Source organism: Spirillospora sp. NPDC127506, assembly GCF_040302145.1.
In the GTDB taxonomy this organism is placed as follows: Bacteria; Actinomycetota; Actinomycetes; order Streptosporangiales; family Streptosporangiaceae; genus Spirillospora.
Map to the genome: position 1 here is coordinate 25,387 of NZ_JBEORG010000016.1, position 16,783 is coordinate 42,169.

The window sequence follows — 16,783 nt, forward strand, 5'->3', positions numbered from 1 at the left end:
CTTAGACGTCATCTCATTTGGCGAGTCGGCGGTGCCAGATGAGCGTGGCGGCGATGCCGACGAAAGCCAGGAAATGTTCGGGCTTGTGTTCGTAGCGGCGGTGCAGGCGGCGGCAGCTGCTCAGCCAGGACACTGTCCGTTCCACCACCCAGCGATGCCGCCCCAACCGGTCGGAGGGCTCGATGCCGCGGCGCGCAATGCGCGGGGTAATGCCCCGCCCGCGTAGCCAGCGCCGCAGGTCGGCGTAGTCGTAACCCTTGTCGCCGTGCAGTTTTGCCGGGCGGCACCGGCGCCGCCCGCGCCGGGAGCGGATCGGCGCGATGCCCCGAACCAGCGGCTCCAGCGCCAGCTTGTCATGGGTGTTGGCCGCCGAGATCCCGACAGACAGCGGCAGCCCGGCACGATCGGTCAGCAGATGGATCTTCGACCCACGTTTGCCGCGGTCGACAGGATTCGGGCCTGTCAGCTCCCCCTTCGCTCGCACGGACGCTGACAGAGTCGATCGCGCAACGCGACCAGTCCAGCTCACCGCGCGCACCCAGCTCGTCCAGCACGAGCCGGTGCAGCCTGGCCCACACACGCGCGGCCGTCCACTCGGTGAAGCGCCGGTGTGCGGTAGGGCCCGATGGCCCGAACACCGGCGGCAACTGCTGCGAGCCCGGAACGCACCCAGGCTGAGGCCAGATCTGAGGACTAATAGGAAACGCGCCATCCGGCAGCGGCCGCTCTGCACGGATTACACTCCATAAGTCGGCGCATATGGGCGGCCTAGTACGGCAGCAGCATTTCGTTAGGTGAGCTGCGGATATGCGTGTTCGAGTGGGCGGCGGAGGCGGGTTCGCTGGTGGTGCCAGCGGGCTCGTGCTCGGTGCCGGTCTCGCCAGTTCTGCCAGTGGATGGTGTGGTCGATGCCGTGGTGGCGGGGGTGCAGGGCGTTGACCAGGTTCTTGATCGCTGCGACGGACAGCGGGGTGTGTCCGGGGTCGGCGGGCGGTGGGGCGTCGGGGCCGGTCGGCGGGGGCGCCTGGGTGTCGGTGCGGGGCCGGGCGTTGGCGGCGGCGACCGCGTAGACCGCCAGGGCGAGCATGACCAGGATGGTGTGCCGGCGGATCGCCTCGTAGAGGCGGGCCTGGGACTGGTCGAGCCCGAACAGGTCCTTGCCGAACTCGAACGACTCCTCCACCGGCCACCGCAGCCCCGCCGCGGCGACCAGGAGGTGCAGCGACACCGGCCGCCCCGCGGGGACGTGGCAGTAGTGGAAGGCCAGTTCGCCGGTGCGCAGGTGCTTGCGGACCAGCAGCCAGTGCACCGCCGATGCGGTGGCCACCCACGCCCAGGCGTAATCGCGGGCGCCCCTGTCGCCGGGGCCGGCCGACAGGACCTGCCACCGCTCGCGGGGCCACAGCATCGACCGGACGATCTGCTCGCAGCGCCGGCGGGAGCCGTCGCCCAGTGCCACGGTGAAGGTGGAACGCACTCTCAGGACGTAGCCCTGCCCGGTGGTCTCGCAGTGGGTCCGCAGGTCGGGGCTGTGCCCGTAGACCTCGTCACCGGCGACCAAGTCCATGCTCACCCCGTCGTCGGCGGCGTCGGCCAGCAGCCGCACGGCCAGTTGCCCCTTGGTGGCGAACACCGCCCCGGCGGGCAGGCCCATGCGCCCGGCGAGGTCCGGGTCGGCCACCTGTTCGGCGGGGATCCACTGCCGGCAGCCGATCAGCGCGTGCCCGACCCGCTGACGGACATAGGCCAGGTGCACGGTGTTGATCCCGTTGTCCACGCCCCCGGCGCATCCCATGTGCTGGCGCTTGACCCCGGCGGTGGCCTGCCCCTTCTTCTCCTGGCCGGTCTCATCCAGGGCCCCGATGCGCAGGAGCTGCCCGTATCCGGCCCGGCCGGCGGCCTCGTCCAGCCCTGCGGCCGCGTACCGGCGGACGTGGGACATCACCCCGTCAGTGTCCCAGACCGCGTGGTTGAGCAGCCGCTGGGTCTTGTCCGGGGTGCGGTCGCCGATCCACTCGGCGATCGTCCACCCGTTGCGTTCGGGCAGGTCCGACGACACCGCCCGGACGTACCCGCAGGCCTGCACCCACGGCTCGATCCGGGCGAAGCAGCCCCGGACCCGGCCCATCAGCTCATGCAGGCCCGACACGGCCCGCTCAGCCTCTACGATGAGCGCAGCGGCTGCTCTGGATTTTGCTCTCGTCACACAGACTTGATCACAGAGCAGCCGTCTTCATGTCCGGTCTTCCGGTCACAAGACCGCATCAACCGGCCCGGCTTCCCCGCATCCTTCGGGACCGCCCATCCGCCCAGCTCAGGCCGCGAAGTGCTGCTGCCGTACTAGTGAAATACCCGCATGAACCACCGCGGGTGCGCAACTAGAATTCCCTTGACATTCATGCAATAGGTAGTGCCTGATGTTCCTCCAATGGTCAGCGTCCCAGCATTCAGTTGCTGTAGGGCTTTGGGGGAAGGTGGGGCGAGTGTCTGGCGCGGAGATCTTTGCAGGGGCGAGTGATGGCAGTGGCCAAGACTGCATCTGGAGCTATTCGACTCCGCATATGCTGCCGGAAATGCGAGGAAAACTCGCTGCGTGGCTGGATGAACGCGGCACCGAGTTCTACCTGGAGTCGTTGCTCGCGGGAAGCCAGGAGATCCGCCCGCCCGGCCCGCTGCCGCGCTCGGCCGCGCGGTTGGCCGAGGACGAGCGCCGCCGCGTCACCGAGGGTGAGCTGTACTGGGTGAGCCGGGAGATGACCGAACTGGCTCGGCACGCCGGTAGGCAGCTGAACCGATATGAGCTGTTCGAGCACGACCTGCCCAGCCGCAGCGGGTTCATGGTGTTCGAAACCCCCTTGAGCAGCGCTTGCGTTGACGGAATCCGCCTGGAGATCGTCGCGGTGAGTTGGGGGATCGTCCGGCCGCCGTTCCTCCTCACCGAAGACGGCCACGAGATACCGGTGGGGTTGCAGTGGGCCGCAGGGACCGCGGTGTGGTTCACCTTCTACAGCGATCCGAAGGGATTCATTAGGGCCAATCTGGGGCGGTTGGTTGATGCCCGGCTGGTGTGGCAGCGGCAGGTCGGGCCGTTCATGCCCGACAACGAGCTGGTGTGGCCGCTGGACCAGCCGGAGGAACTGCCCGAGCAGGAGGATGTGACGAGCGCGTGGGGTAGGACGGTGGTGGCGGCGTGGTTGCTGATGCGGCAGCCACTGGCAGCGCACGAGACCGAGCGGGCCCTGCGTCCTGCGCGGCGGAGGCTGGCCAGAGCGGGACTGCCGGTCAGTGACGTACGGCTGGTGCGCGTGCGGCGCCCCGAGCCGCGCGGCAGCGGGACGCGTCCCGGTACCGGCAAAGAGTATTCGGTGCGATGGTGGGTGGAGGGGCACTGGCGCCGCTACCACGTCGGCCCCGGGCGTGGGCGTGTGGAGCGCCGCTGGATCAGCCCCTATCTCGCGGGCCCGGACGACAAGCCCGTCAGAGGAGTCCAGCGGGTGAAAGTGTGGGATCGGTAGGCGATAAGCAACGCTGGTGCACCCGGCCGGCTCCTGCTCGGGAGGGAGACAGGCCGCCGGCTCGCTCCCGCGTCCCTTCCGCGAGCGCGTGCCAGGGTGCAGTGTCTGCTCGCTTTGCGAAGGAGTCTGCTAGGCGGCGTCCCAGCCGTGGGTGGTGAAGGGCGCGCCTTCCAGATAGGCGCGAATTCCGGTGGCCGGGTAGGGGATGGTGTTGGTCGGCAGGACTCTCGGGTCGCACCATTGGAGCTTGCCGCATTTGTGGGGTTCGGCGTTGAAGGGTTCCCCGGTCCAGCGGCAGGTGGCGAAGAACATTCCGATGCGGGCCAGGTCGGGGCGTTGTTGGTGGTGGACCACCGTGGCCAGGACGAGGTCGGCGGGATCGATGTCCACGCCGACCTCTTCCCGTGCCTCGCGCGCCGCGCCTTGCGGCAGCGGTTCGCCTGCTTCGAGGTGGCCGGACGGCAGGTGGAGCATTCCGTCGCCGTATCCGGTGCCTTGCCGTTCCAGGAGCAGGATGTCGTCGCCGCGTTCGAGGATGACGTGGACGTCCACGATGGGTCGGTAGCGGTCGGTCATGCTGCCCCTCCGGCGCGCGCTGGTGCTGCGGTTCAGGATGGGGCCGAGGTTAGCGGTAGCACGGCCGTGACCACCTGGGATGCGAGTGATTCGGTAGAGGTCTTGGTGGAATCGAGTTCCAGGACGCGGACTCCCTGGGCGGCGTATAGGGCGGATATGGCGTGGTAGCGGGCGGTCTCCTTGGTGGTGATGTCGGGGTCGTCTTCGAAGCGGCCGTGTGAGCCGCGCGTGGTCAGTCGGCGGCGGAGTTCGGTGTCGCGGCAGGTGAGGAAGACGGCCAGGTCTGGGTGTTGGGCGTGCCGGTTCAGGTGGGTGATGAAGGATTGCTCGACGCCGTCGAGGGTCTGGAAGACCAGGGAGGAGGGTGTGTACCGGTCGCACACGATGGTGGTTCCGGCGGAGAGTGCGGGCCGGATGAGGGTGTCGAGGTGGTGGTAGCGGTCGGCTGCGACCAGGCAGGCCAGGGCGTGCCCGTGGAACTGGTGGGTGCCGGCTCGGGCGAGGGCGCCGATCGGTCCGGGGGAGGGCTGGCTGGTGGGCTCGGCGGGTATCCCGGCTTGGAGGAGTTGGGTGGTGATGGCGTGGGCGAGGGTGCTCTTGCCTGCGCCGCCGGGTCCGTCGAGGGTGATGAGCAGGCCGCGGGTCATGGTTTGGTTCATGCGGCCGCCTTGTTGCGTGCGTGCTGCTGGCGGGTGAGTTCGACCAGGGTGTCGCGGATCTCGGTTAAAGTGGGCTCGCCGAACTGGAGGTTGACCGAGAAGTTGAACTCGTCCCGGCTCCGCATGGCCTCGTCGGCGCCGGCGTCGGTGAGGTCGACGGCGGCGTAGTTCAGCAGCTGCTCGGGGGTGTAGCGGCCGGTGGCGATGAGCCGGTCCCATTCGGGGGTGCCGGGGTAGGGGCGGAACTCGAACACGCTGGCGCGGAACCGGCCCGGCAGGGGGGCGGTGAGATCCCAGAGGTCCCGCACCAGGGTGACGGTCTGGGCGAGGTCGTCGCGGGTCTCGGTGGGCAGCCCGAGGATGAAGTACCCCTTCACGGCGATACCGCGTTCGGTGAGGCGGCGCACCACCGAGCGGACCATGGCCGGGGTGATGCGTTTGTCGATGTGGGCCAGCATCCGCTGGCTGCCCGACTCGATCCCGAGTGCGACCTCACGCAGGCCGTTGTCGGCGAGCTGGTCGAGGGTGCTGTCGGGGAGCCGATGCAGGACGTTGATGCGTCCGGTGGCGGCCCACACCGCCCACGAGCCGACGGAGGCGCGGGTGAACGCGCGCATCATCTGCTCGATGATGCGCCGTGCGCCCAGGAATAGGTCGTCGACGAATCGGAACGCGCTGACGCCGTGGGTAGCCCGTAGCTGGGTCATCTCGTCGATGATGTTGCTCGGTGTGCGGGTGCGGATGGTGATGTCGGGATTGGCGGACACGGCGGCACCGCAGAACGAGCAGTCGTAGGGGCAGCCGCGGGCCCCGACCATGTTGGCCATGAGACGGTCGCCGACCGGGTGCGGGTCCTGGGTCAGGAATGCCCGGTCGACGAACGGCAGGGAGTCGATGTCGGGCGCGAGGTGATGGCTGCTGCCGGGGTGGCCGCCGGTGACCGGGCGGTGCAGGACCGGGTCCTTCCACATCACGCCGGGGAGTTCGGCGCGGGTCCGGTGGTCCTCCAGCAGGGCGGCGACGCGGGTTTCGGCCTCGCCGAGCACGAGCGCTTCACAGCGCCGCATCCGCGGGTCGTCGAGGATCGGGCCGGGCATCGCCTTGGCCTGGTGTCCACCCAGCATCAGTTTGATGGTGGGGTCGAGCCGGTCGGCGATGTGCGCGGACGTCTCGTAGGTGGGGGCGAGGAGGTTGAATCCGACCCAGCGGGGCGCGGTGTCATGCAGGGTGGTGACGACTTCGCCGACCGGGAGGCCGTGGGCCTCGGCGTCCAGGACCGCGACGTTGAAGCCGCGGTCGGCGGCGACGGTGGCGATGTAGGCCATGCCCAAGGTCGGCAGGGTGTAGTCGTTGGTACGTGGACGGTCGGCGTAGTCGCGCAGCGGCGCGTTGACGAACACGGCGTCTAAGGGGCGGGTGGGGTCGTGTCCTTGGAGCAGGTCATGGGTCCGAATGTGCTGCACAGCGTGCTCCCCAGGCGAGGGTGAACAGGGTGATGGTGCCGATGTGATGGCCGGTGATGGTGCGCCATCGTTCGGCGAATTCGGGTTCGCTGGCGGGCCAGGCGACGTCGGGGGCGGCGCGCTTTGCCCAGGTGCGGACGGCCAGATCGCCGTAGGGATACAGCGACCAGTCGTGGGTGAAGTCCGCGACGGCGGCGCCGGCCGTCCACGGCCCGATCCGCGGGACGGACTGCAGCTCCTGCAGTAGCTGCGGCGGTGGCAGTTGCAGCCATGTGGCGTGGTGGTCCAGGTAGGCGACGGCGGCGTTGCGAAGCGCGTCGGCTTTGAACGCCATACCGAGCCGCTGGAAGTCGGCCCGCTCCAGGGCGGCGACGGTCTCCGGGCGGGGTAGGGCGTACAGCATGCCGTTACCGGTGGAGACGGCCGGGCCGTGCTGCCGACGGAACCGCTGATGGTGAAGGCGGGCTTGGTCTGCGCGGATGACTTGCCGGATGATCGCGGTGGCGATCGCGTCCCACAGGCTCGGGGTCGCCCAACGCCTCACAGGGCCCACGCTGGTCAACGCGTTCGCCAGCGTGGGCGGCATCGTGTCCGGCCACTGGGCGGGTGCTGTGAACGTGTCCATTGCGGACCCGTGCGGGGGCGGCTCGGCGGCAGTCAGGACGACGACGTCGCCGGTGGGAGTGTTGGCGGCGCGCAGCCATGCCGTGCCGGTGTTGTCCCAGCCGAGATGGTCTCGCATCACATACGTCATGCCGGTCATCGTCCCTGGTGTGCGTCGTTGGAGCGGGCTTAGGCGATCCCCGAGGGTCCTCAGACGTCGACCGTGATCGAGATGCGTTTGTGGTCGGAGTCGGGGTGCTCGGGGTCGCGGAAGTCATGGACGCGGTACGAGCCGGGCACGTAGGCGTCGCGGAGCGGGTCGTTGAGGAGGATGCCGTCGATGACCAGGCATTGGCGTCCGTTGGGCCGCTCGATTTGGGTCGGGGTGAAGTCCTGGGCGAGTTCGGCGGCGTGGTGGAAGCCGATGCCGCCCTCCCGCTGCCGTGTGTCGGGGTTCCACCATCCGACCAGGGCGTCCAGGGCGCGGGTGTCGTAGATGTGCGGGCCGGCCTGTCGGGGGCCGCCTTGGAACTGGACGCGGTAGTTGATCCCGCGCGGGTTGTGGACGCCGGGCGTGTTCATGTCGGTCGGTTCGAAGTGGGGGCCGGAGGGGACGGTGTTCCAGTCGCCGAGGAGGGCGCACGGGGTGGAGGGGTCGGCGAGCCGGTCGAACCGGCGGTTGTCGGCGAGGCGGGTGTCGCCGGAGTAGATGTCGCCGTGGGTGGCGGCGATCCGGATGGGGTCGGTGCGGCCGGGGAGGGTGAACAGCATCAGGTTGCGGTTGCGGGCGGCGAAGTCGGGGAGCCGGTGGGAGTAGAACCGCCGCACCACGACTTTGGTCGGGTTGACGTAGATGACGGGGGCGAACATGCCCCATTCGCGGGGCAGCGAGCACGGGTAGGGGACGTAGGCGGGGCCGCCGGCGTCCCGCAGTGCGGCGGCGGCCTCGTGGGCGCCTTCCATGCCGTTCAGTTCGTAGCGGTCGCCCTCGCCGATCACGGCGATGTCGGGCCAGTCGCCGTCGTGGAACATCCCGGTGACCTTGCTGTAGTCGTAGGGGCCGCCGTCGCCGGAGTAGGAGGAGTAGCCGGCGTCGGTCCGGCCGCCGTGCTCGACGTTGACGTAGCTGAGGCGAAGGTGCGTCATGCGTTCCTCTCGTTGTCGATGTTGGTCGAGGCCCACTGGGCTACTTCCAGCCGCCTCCGCCGTGGCGGCGGCGCCTCATCTGCCCGACGCGGGCGGGCTTTCTGGCCGTCCCTGTGATTGGTAGAGCCCGCACGTGTCGCAGTACTGGACGGAGATCGGCAGCTGCTCGTACCCGGTCTTGGCCTTCCGCGACCGGTACTCCTCCAGGTGCTGCTGGGCGTCGTCGTAGGTGTCGAAGCCCGGCTTGTCGCAGCGCGGCGCACGGTCACGGCACCGTCCGCTGGAGTTCTGGTCATCGCGCGTGCCCTTCCAGAGTGAGGTCTTTTTCGTTCGGCTGGCTCGGTTGTGGGGGCGGGTCGTACTTGGCGGCTGCTTCCAGTTGCCCGCGCAGGGTGTTGCGGGGCACGCCCAGTTCCCGGGCCAGGCTGTGCAACGGTTCGCCCGCCTCGACGCGTTGCAGCACTTGCTCTACCGGGACCGGCAGCTCCGTCGCCTGCGATCTGGCCGGTCCGCCGACCGGCCGCATCTTGGTTCCCGCTTCCAGTAGCCGGTGCCTGATCGTCCCGATGGCCACTGCCAGTTCTTCGGCGAGGTCGTAGAGGGATTCGCCGGCCTCATAGCGTTTGCGCAGTACCGGTGGGGGCACCGGCAGTTCCAGCCGTTTGCTGCCTGACTCTCGGGGTCGTGTGGTGGCGCCCGACTCTGCGAGCCGCATCTTCACGGTGGTGGGGGAGACATCCAGCGCCTTCGCCAGGCCCCTGATCGTCTCGCCCGCCTCATACCATTCCCGCAGCTCCTGCAGTTCGATGGGGAAGGTGTCCCAGGTTCGTCCGCCGGGCGGCCGCCGGTTGATCCTCTCGTGCCGCATCCAGCGGTAGACCTGCCGCGGGGTCAGTCCCATCCGCCACGCGATCGAGGGCACCGACTCGCCTGCGCTGTACTGTTCGCGCAGGGCCTCGACCGACATCTCCAGCTCCGCCGGTTCGGCTCGATTCGGCGACGGCTTCGGGAGATACGGCGCGGGTTGTGGCGCGGGTTGCGGCTCTGCGGGCGTTCGTTCGGCCGTCGTCGCTGTGCCGGGTGCCTGTTGCCCGGAGTCGGCCGCTGGTGAGAGGGCGAGTTGGTGCGGATCAATGGTGTCGCAGGCTGAGCGGGCGGCCGGGTGCTGGGATCCGACCGGTTCTTCCCGGCCGGGGCTGGGCGGCGGGACAGGTAGCGGGCCGCCAGCGTCGGGCGTCGCATGCTCGGCCGTGGGCGCGGGCTCGGATCCGGGCGTCGGCTCGGTGCTGATGGCGGGTGCGTCCAGGACAGCGGTGGCGGTGTCGGTGGTGTTGGCCCGCTGGCCGGGCTGGGCGGCGGGTGCTGTGTTGTCGGTCCAGGCGATTCCGGCGGCGATGAGGGCTGCCTCGTAGTCGCCGATGAGATCGGCGGGCGCAGTCGCCCCGGCAATGCCGGCGGCGTGCAGCACCAGGTCGGCGTAGACCTCCAGGTCCTCGGCGCACAGGTCGTCGAGCACCGCACAGAAGTCGTTGAGTTCGGCGGCGACGCGATTCCACTCGTCCGCGGCCAGAGCACGCCCCAGATAGCGGGTGAACCACGGGCGGTCGAGGTAGGCGACGGCGATGCCATACCGGCCCGCGAGCTCTAGCAACGCCGCCACCGCATCACCGCCGAAGTGGTCCTCGATCAACATGTTGATCGGATGGCGGGCCGTGGTCGAGGCATCGGCGGTGCCGGTGTCCGGGCCCGGTATCGGTCCGGGGGCGGCACCGTCCTTGGAGGCGTGCGTGGCCGCCGCCACTGGGGAGCGCTCGTCTTCCACGTCGTGGTCGTCAAACGCTTCGGCGGGCAGCCCCTCCCGCAGGATCCGGTCTACCTCTTCACAGGGGAACCGCCGGTGGCCGCCGAGGGTGCGGATGCTGGGCAGCCACCCCCTATCCGCCCAGCGCGTGACGGTCTTGGTGTTGACCTGGAATAGAGAGGCGACTTCTGACGGCGTGTAGTGCGAGGGCTGCACGTCGGATCGCTTCCCGGTTGTTGGGCTCATTCGGGCTCTCGGTCGTGAGGGATGAACGGTCGATTGCGTTCGGTGTCAGAGGCGAGTAGGTGTCCTCCCCACCCCGCGCCGGGCGGGGAGGACATGCCGGAACCGGGGGTTAGGCTGCGGGCTTGCGGAGCTTGGGCTGGGGGTTCAGCGCGGTCAGATGCGCAAACCGGACCGACCACTGGGGTCCGTGCTCGATACCGAGAGCGGCCTCGGCCAGACGCAGGAGTTGGATGTCGCCGGTTCCGGCGGGCGCGTTGATGCAGGCGGCATCGCGGTAGTACCGCTCTACCTGCCGGCTGGTGCGCAGTCCGGCGGCTGCGTGGATCTCCATCGCGGTGCGGGCCGAGTCCATCGCCGCCTCGACGTTGCCGTACTTGGCGGACATCAGCTCACGGTCACAGGGTTCGCCGTGGTCGAGCAGGTGCACGGCGTGGTAGGCGGCCACTCGCGCGGTGAGCAGCCGGTGCTGCATCAGCCCGAGCTTGTGCTTGATGGTGGGCAACTCGGCCAGCGGGGCGCCGTAACGGACCCGGGTGGTCACGAACTCGACGGTCGCCTCCACGATGGCCTGATGGATGCCCAGCGACACCGCGGTCAGATTCGGCCGGCCGTACAGGACCGATGAGCTGTAGGCGACGTCCAGGCCGTCGCCTACGCCGCCGATCATGTTGCCGGCCGGGACCCGGACGTCCCTCATGACCAGGTCGCCGAAGGAGAAGCCGTGCAGCCCCAACGGCGGCTGGTAGGGGACGAGCGTCAGGCCGGGCCGGTCGCGCTCGACTAAGAACGCCGACAGGCTCTTGGCGGGCCGGGTGTCGACGTCGCCGGTGCGGACGATGACTCCGTGGACATCTCCGATGTGGGAGTTGCCGACGTACTGCTTGCGGCCGTTCAGTACCCAGTCGTCGCCGTCGCGGCGTGCGGTGGCCCGCATCCCCAGCACATGCCCGCCCGACTCCTCTTCGGTGGTGGCGATTGTCGGCAGGCACGCACCGGCCGCGATCGGAGGCAGCCACCGCTGCTTCTGCTCCTCGGTCCCGAAGTGGATGATCATGGCGGCGCCGAGCTGGGACGCCTGGACCATGGCGCCCATCGCACCCGACGCCCGGGCCACCTCCTCGATCACGATGGTCTTGGCGAGGTGCCCGGCGCCCATGCCGCCGTACTCGCGAGGGATGGTCACCCCGACCAATCCCTGCTGGGCGATCAGAGCGGAGGTTTCGACGTCGACGGTTCGGGTGGACTCCATGCGGGCCACGCACGGCGCGACCTCGGCGAGCGCGAAGGCGCGCGCTGCCTTACGCAGGCTTCTGTGATCGTCGGTCTCGAACACGGCACCATCCCTTTCCACTTGGACCCACTGCCGGACGGCCCGGTCCGGCAGACGTCATCACCGCGGCCAGGTGTCAGCCGCTCGTGTCGCCGGAGCTGTGGCGGCCGCGAGTGCCGACTCGCTGCGCGAGCGCGTCCATGAGTGCGTCGCGGTGCCGCTTGATCAGTGCGAGCGAGGTTTGCCCGGTCTCCCGGGGGAGCGGGTCGGTGCCGATGACGCACACGGTGCCCAGCACGGTCCCGGTGGGCTCGTGGATGAGCGGTGCGCCGGCATAGGTGCGGACCCCGAGCTTGTCGACGACCGGGTTGGAGGCGAAGTGCGGGTTGGCGCACACGTCGGACAGGATCAGCGCCTTGGTGCGGTCGAGCATCTCGGGACAGAACCCGTGGTCGGGCCGCATGGTCCGGTCCACCGCGCGCATGCCCGGCGGAATGTGCAGCCCGACGAACGTCTGCTCCTGCTCGGTGAACAGGTTCACCATCGCGTACAGGTTCTTGCCGTGGTCGCCGAGTTCGGCGGCGAAGGTGCCGGAGATCTGGGCGGCGAACCGGTCGAACTCGGCGTCCGGGGCGCCGTCGAGGCCGAGTTCGGCGAGCAGCTTCATGCGCTGCTCGGCGGTGTCGTGCCAGGTGGGGAGGGACACGCCGGCGTCGGCGTCGTATCTCATGTGGAAGCTCCCTGGGCGATGGGCTGGTGCGGCTGCTCAGGTGGGGTCGGGTGGGTGAGTGCGTGGTCGACCAGGGCGAGCAGCACGGTGATGGACGAGCGCGTGTCGCGGGCGTCGCAGCGCACGACCGGAACATGGCCGGGGATGTCGAGGGCGTCGCGGACCTCGGCGGTTGTGTAGTGGTGCGGGGCGTCGGCGAACTCGTTGATCGCGACTACGAACGGGATGCCGCGCTGCTCGAAGTAGCCGACCGGGCCGAAGCTGTCGGGCAGCCGGCGGGTGTCGATCAGCACCACGGCGCCGACCGCGCCGTAGGTGAGGTCGTCCCAGGTGAACCAGTAGCGGTCCTGGCCGGGAGTGCCGAACAGGTACAGGATGAGGTCGTCGCTGAGGGTGAGGCGGCCGAAGTCCATCGCGACGGTGGTGGTGGTCTTGTCCTCCACGCCGGCCAGGGAGTCGATCCCGGCGCTGACCACGGTGAGCTGTTCCTCGGTGGTGAGCGGGTCGATCTCGCTGACCGCGCCGATCATGGTGGTTTTGCCGACGCCGAAGCCGCCACTGACGATGGTCTTCACCGGGAAGGGCGCGGAATTGCGTTGGCCGGTTTCGGTGGTCACAGGACGGTCAGGCGACATGGGACAGCCTCGTTTCCAGGCCTGACCGCAGCGCTTCCAGCAACTGCAAGTGGTCGGCGCCGGGGCCGGGCAGGGCCATGACCAGGGCGCCGCGGTCGATCAGATCGGACAGGACGACCTTGGTGGCCTGGACGGGCAGACCGAGACGTGCGGCGATCTCGGCGACCGGGCACGGCCGTTCCCGGCACAGCTCGACCGCTCGGGCCGATTCGGGACCGAGCCCGTGCACGGGTCCGGCCTCGGCGGCCTCCAGCAGGGTCACCAGCCGCATCGAGTGCTGCGGGCGGGTCCGGCCGCCGGTGATCGCGTAAGGGCGCACCTGTTCGTCGGCGCAGGTCTCCCACGCCTCATCCCACTCCGGTGCACCAGCCGGGCCGGGCATGGTCACCGGTTCCCGTCGGTGCGGCGGCCGCCGCGGGTCGGCGTGGTCAGCTGCTCGGTCACGCTCTTGACCAGCAGGGCTATCTCGTAGCCGACCACACCGACGTCGGCGCCCGGCTCGGCCAGGACACCGAGCACACAGCCGATCAGGCCCGACCCGGCACCGGACTTGAGGCTGGGCCGGGCCGCGGCGGCGAAATCGGCGCTCACAACGAATACCAGGAAGGCGGCGTTTTCGATGACGACCTGCCGGAAACCGCCGTCCGGGGCTCCGATGAGGGTGCCGGCGGACCGGGCCAGGGAGTGCAGGCTGGACATCCATGCGGCGGCCCGGTCGGCCTCAGCAGTGTCCAAGCCCGCCACCGCCATCTTCAGCCCGTCCCGCGACACCAGCACGGCATGGGTCACACCGGCGACCCGGCCGGTGAACTCCTGCAGAAGCCAGTCCAAACCGTCCGCCGTGAGCGGTGAGGCCGCGGTTACCGCGGGGGGTGTGGGAGTCGTCATCTGAACCTCTTCATGGATAGGAAATGGACCTGTCCCAAGGCGCCACGCGGTCAGCCGGACTCGTCGGTGGGCTCGCTGGCGGGCTCGTGCCGCTGCTCGGCCTGGCCGCGCCGGAGACCGGTGGCGAAACGCGCCATCAGCTCCGGTGACGGCGGCCGTGCCGGCGACGACTCCGGGGCAGGCTCGCCGGAAGGATGCGGCACGGCGCCCGCAGCAGGACTCGTTTTGCGGCGCCGGGGGAGCGGGGGCCGGCCGGCGTGCGTTGCTGGTAGGGCGGTCGGCGCGGTAGGCGGGGGCTGCTCGTAGGCCGGTGGTTTCTGCGCGGCGGCACTGGTCCGAGCCGGGTCGGGCGGCGGCGGGGATGCCGGCGTGCTGATCGAAGCGGCGGTGCGGCGGCGGAGAAGGGCCTGTGGGAGTGCTGTGATACCGGGCGGGGAGGCAAGGAGGGCGTGGGGCAGGACTACCAGTGCGCACATCCCGGGCGACTGCGGACGCAGCTCGATCCGGATGCCGTGCCGGACGGCCAGCCGCGCCGCGACCAGCAGACCGACCTGCCCCTGCCGGACTTGCTCACGCAGGCTGACCTGGAACGGCGCTTCCAGAATCCGCCGCAGTTCGGCAAGGCGCGCCGCCGACAACGCCCACTTGCCCTCGTCGCGTACCTCCACCCCTAGACCGCCGGGTGCCTGGACCGTCACCATCCGCACCGTGCCGCCGAAGAACCGGGTGGCGTTCTCCACCAGCTCGGCCAGGATGTGGATCACGTCCGGGCCCGCATACCCCGGGATCTCCATGTCATCGTCGGGTAGCGTCAGCCGGACGCGCTGGTACGCCTCGACCTCGGCCATCGCCTGGCGCAACACGGTCGAGAGCGGCATCGGTGCGGAGGCGCGCCGCGCGGTTTGGCCGCCCAGCACCGCCGACCGGGCGGCCGCGCGGCGCAGCTGAGTCGCCAGGTGGTCGATTCCGTACAGATCCGCGAGGAGATCGGGGTCCTCCTGATCGTTCTCGATGGCCTTGAGGCGCTCCAGCATCCGGCTCACCAGCGCGTGCACGCGGTGGCCGGTGTAGACCAGGACCTCGCCGTCGGGTTCCTCCACCGCATCCGGCCGAGCGGCCGAGGCGTGGCGCAGACGGGCACTGGCACGCAGCTCAGCCGCGATCACCGCGGCGATGGCGTCGGCGGTTTCGTCATAGGCGTACGCCGGTGAGAAGGGTTGGAACCAGCGGGCTCCGATCCACCGACTTCCCCGGAACGGCCGCTGCCAATGCCAGTACAACTCGCCGGAGCCGGGGCACGGCAGCAGTGCCACCAGCCGGCCGATGTAGGGATGGACGTCCGTCCGCTGCACGGTGACCGACATCGCACCGTCAGGGTTCCCCAGAGGTGCAGCCGAGGCGCGCAACCCGCGGTCCGTGAGGCGGTTGACGAGCTCACGTGCGTGGCCCAGGGGTTCGAGGGCCTGCTGGCGAGGTTCATCGCTGGCGGGTCGAACCGCGGTCTGGGGGAGTTGGATAGTCATGGCAGTACCCCAACCCCGCACCACAGGTCCACGTCGGCGGTGACCGGCCACGGGCCAGGTCCTGGCCGCCACGCCGGTGCCGACACCACGCCCGGCCGGATCATCACCATCCCCGCGCAGAACGCGGCGAGGGCGTCTGGGGTGCGGACGCGCGGCGGGCCGGGTCTGGTCTCGGCGCAGATGCTTCCGAGCGCGGCCAGGCCGCGGTCGTACTCGGCGGTCAGATGGCAGAACGCGATGTAGCTGCCGGCCGCCAGGGTCGCCCGGAAGGCGGCCAGGGCCTCGACCGCTTGAGGGTCGGTGAGGACGTCCAAACTGTTGATTAGTAGCACCGCCACCGGCTGGCCCAGGTCCAAGGTCGCGGCGGCGCCGCCCAGCACAGCGCGAGGTTTGTCCAGCCCCGCCCGCACGAACCCGCAGGTGTTGAGACGGCCCCTGAACATGGCCTCGGCGTAAAGCATCACCAGCGCGTCGGCGTCGGCGTACACGACGCGAGCGCCCGGGTTGACCGACTGGGCGACCTGGTGGACCTCGTCGTGCATCGGCATGTCGACGCCGACGACCAGCAACTGGTCGACACCGCACTCGCCGACCAGAGCCCGCACCACTCGGCTGCGGAACGCCAACCGATGCAGGGCCAACGTCTCGACCTGCGGAAAACGCGCGGCAACTGTCCCGCCAAGGGCGCGATCGGCCGGGTTGAAGTCCTTCCCGCCTGCCCAGAACGCCCACAGCCGCGGCATCGCCGCACAGTCGGGGTCGTATCCTCCGTGGAGGTCGTGTTCCGCCGCGAGCCAGTCAAAGGCCATGCCGCTCACCGGGCACCACCCGTCGCATCGCGGGACCCCTGCTGGGCGTCGGGAAGGCGGACGACCATACCGACGACCCGGACCGTCTCATATAGCTCGCCCTGGTAGCTGCCCTCCGGGGACCAGAGCTGCACGTCGACCAGACCGGGCGGTAGGAGATCCCACCCGTCCGCGAGGGCGGCGATGTCGGCTTCCTGGCGGAAGATGATCGGGCTGCGGCCCTTCTCGTAGGCCTTGGTCATCCCGCCGACGCGGTCCTGGCTGGTGCCGGTCCTGGTCGCGTGGGACAGCACGACGACGCTGCCGGGCGCCAGACGATCCCGCAGACCGGCCATCACGGCGGCGGGGTCGTCCACGAAGTGCAGGACGGCGGCCAGCACGATGACCGCCGGCTTGGTCAGGTCGGTACCCCCGACCAGGTCAGGGTGGTTGAGAAGATCGGGGTTGTTGAAGATGCTGTCGAGGTCGGTGACATCGCCGAGCAGCACACGGCCGTAGCCGGTGCGCAGCGCACGGGCGCGTGCAAGCACGACCTCGTCGTTGTCGAAGGCGACCACGACGGCGTCCGGGGCGACGTTGTGGACGCAGGTCTCCACCGAGTCCAGCGGCACGTCGTCGACGATGCCGACGCCGATGTCGAAGACCTGCCCGATGCCGTACTCGCCGACGGCCCACGAGGCGGCACGGCCCGCGAACAAGAAGTTCTCCCTCGCGACCGCCTGCGCGTCCGGGGAGGTCCGGATGACCGCGACCGCGGTCTCCCTGTCGGCGCGAGTCCAGGACTTGCCGCCCAGGTAGAAGTTGTAGACGCCGGCTTCCGACGATTGTGTGAAGTCGCGGGCAAGGCCGGGTGGGATGATCATGACTCCGCCGCCGCGAGCGGCTCGTAGACGTGCCATGTCTCGTTCATGCTGGTGTT

17 protein-coding genes and 1 pseudogene are annotated in these 16,783 nt (G+C 69.7%); 1 reads left to right on the forward strand and 17 read right to left on the reverse strand.

Translation table 11 applies throughout. From position 1 onward, the window contains the following. Nucleotides 1-13: 13 nt before the first annotated feature. Nucleotides 14-809 (reverse strand): IS5 family transposase gene (locus ABTW95_RS17100; protein ID WP_500226818.1). Its coding sequence is split into 2 segments (ribosomal slippage): nucleotides 14-464 and nucleotides 463-809, totalling 798 coding nucleotides; the frame shifts between segments, so codons are not numbered across the junction. Continuing rightward, on the reverse strand, nucleotides 791-2,149 hold the full coding sequence (locus ABTW95_RS17105; protein ID WP_500226743.1) for an IS701 family transposase: 1,359 nt from the start codon (nucleotides 2,147-2,149) through the stop codon (nucleotides 791-793). The genes ABTW95_RS17100 and ABTW95_RS17105 overlap by 19 nt, the downstream gene beginning before the upstream one ends. 334 nt (nucleotides 2,150-2,483) lie before the next feature. On the opposite strand from ABTW95_RS17105, the gene ABTW95_RS17110 reads away from it, so the two are divergent. Next, the gene (locus tag ABTW95_RS17110; RefSeq protein WP_500226744.1) at nucleotides 2,484-3,515 is read left to right on the forward strand and encodes a hypothetical protein; all 1,032 of its coding nucleotides are present in this window, start codon (nucleotides 2,484-2,486) and stop codon (nucleotides 3,513-3,515) included. A 129-nt stretch (nucleotides 3,516-3,644) separates the two neighbouring features. On the opposite strand, the gene ABTW95_RS17115 is transcribed toward ABTW95_RS17110, so the two are convergent. From ABTW95_RS17115 to ABTW95_RS17185, 15 genes and pseudogenes are all read right to left on the reverse strand, one after another. Continuing rightward, entirely contained in the window at nucleotides 3,645-4,091 is a 447-nt protein-coding gene (locus ABTW95_RS17115; protein WP_500226745.1) for an NUDIX hydrolase, read from the reverse strand. 32 nt (nucleotides 4,092-4,123) lie between these two features. Then, nucleotides 4,124-4,750 (reverse strand): dTMP kinase, encoded by a 627-nt coding sequence (tmk, locus tag ABTW95_RS17120; protein ID WP_500226746.1) that lies wholly within the window; start codon nucleotides 4,748-4,750, stop codon nucleotides 4,124-4,126. Beyond that, nucleotides 4,747-6,213, reverse strand: coding sequence for a B12-binding domain-containing radical SAM protein (locus ABTW95_RS17125; RefSeq protein ID WP_500226747.1), 1,467 nt, complete (start codon nucleotides 6,211-6,213; stop codon nucleotides 4,747-4,749). Before ABTW95_RS17125 ends, tmk begins: the two co-directional genes overlap by 4 nt. Beyond that, a complete protein-coding gene (locus ABTW95_RS17130) occupies nucleotides 6,191-6,967 on the reverse strand; it encodes a DNA glycosylase family protein (protein WP_500226748.1) in 777 nt (258 codons plus the stop codon). Before ABTW95_RS17130 ends, ABTW95_RS17125 begins: the two co-directional genes overlap by 23 nt. Before the next feature lie 59 nt (nucleotides 6,968-7,026). Next, complete coding sequence (locus ABTW95_RS17135) at nucleotides 7,027-7,962, reverse strand: endonuclease/exonuclease/phosphatase family protein (RefSeq protein WP_500226749.1); 936 nt, start codon at nucleotides 7,960-7,962, stop codon at nucleotides 7,027-7,029. Nucleotides 7,963-8,254: 292 nt separating this feature from the next. Beyond that, the gene (locus ABTW95_RS17140; protein ID WP_500226819.1) at nucleotides 8,255-9,655 is read right to left on the reverse strand and encodes a helix-turn-helix domain-containing protein; all 1,401 of its coding nucleotides are present in this window, start codon (nucleotides 9,653-9,655) and stop codon (nucleotides 8,255-8,257) included. A gap of 147 nt (nucleotides 9,656-9,802) precedes the next feature. Continuing rightward, a pseudogene (locus ABTW95_RS17145) lies at nucleotides 9,803-10,009 on the reverse strand (BldC family transcriptional regulator); the annotation flags it as partial. A 109-nt stretch (nucleotides 10,010-10,118) separates the two neighbouring features. Continuing rightward, nucleotides 10,119-11,342: an acyl-CoA dehydrogenase family protein gene (locus tag ABTW95_RS17150; RefSeq protein WP_500226750.1), complete on the reverse strand. Its 1,224-nt coding sequence runs from the start codon at nucleotides 11,340-11,342 to the stop codon at nucleotides 10,119-10,121. A 73-nt stretch (nucleotides 11,343-11,415) separates the two neighbouring features. Beyond that, a complete protein-coding gene (locus ABTW95_RS17155) occupies nucleotides 11,416-12,009 on the reverse strand; it encodes a GAF domain-containing protein (protein ID WP_500226751.1) in 594 nt (197 codons plus the stop codon). Continuing rightward, nucleotides 12,006-12,644 carry a GTP-binding protein gene (locus ABTW95_RS17160; protein ID WP_500226752.1) on the reverse strand — a complete coding sequence of 213 codons (639 nt, stop codon included), beginning with the start codon at nucleotides 12,642-12,644 and terminating at the stop codon, nucleotides 12,006-12,008. Before ABTW95_RS17160 ends, ABTW95_RS17155 begins: the two co-directional genes overlap by 4 nt. Then, entirely contained in the window at nucleotides 12,634-13,026 is a 393-nt protein-coding gene (locus ABTW95_RS17165; RefSeq protein ID WP_500226820.1) for a DUF742 domain-containing protein, read from the reverse strand. Before ABTW95_RS17165 ends, ABTW95_RS17160 begins: the two co-directional genes overlap by 11 nt. A 2-nt stretch (nucleotides 13,027-13,028) precedes the next feature. Further along, the gene (locus ABTW95_RS17170) at nucleotides 13,029-13,475 is read right to left on the reverse strand and encodes a roadblock/LC7 domain-containing protein (protein ID WP_500226753.1); all 447 of its coding nucleotides are present in this window, start codon (nucleotides 13,473-13,475) and stop codon (nucleotides 13,029-13,031) included. A gap of 107 nt (nucleotides 13,476-13,582) precedes the next feature. Continuing rightward, on the reverse strand, nucleotides 13,583-14,896 hold the full coding sequence (locus ABTW95_RS17175; RefSeq protein ID WP_500226754.1) for an ATP-binding protein: 1,314 nt from the start codon (nucleotides 14,894-14,896) through the stop codon (nucleotides 13,583-13,585). A 155-nt stretch (nucleotides 14,897-15,051) separates the two neighbouring features. Continuing rightward, nucleotides 15,052-15,864, reverse strand: coding sequence for an SAM-dependent methyltransferase (locus tag ABTW95_RS17180; protein WP_500226821.1), 813 nt, complete (start codon nucleotides 15,862-15,864; stop codon nucleotides 15,052-15,054). Between the two features lie 5 nt (nucleotides 15,865-15,869). After that, nucleotides 15,870-16,727: an SAM-dependent methyltransferase gene (locus ABTW95_RS17185; RefSeq protein ID WP_500226755.1), complete on the reverse strand. Its 858-nt coding sequence runs from the start codon at nucleotides 16,725-16,727 to the stop codon at nucleotides 15,870-15,872. Nucleotides 16,728-16,783 lie beyond the last annotated feature (56 nt).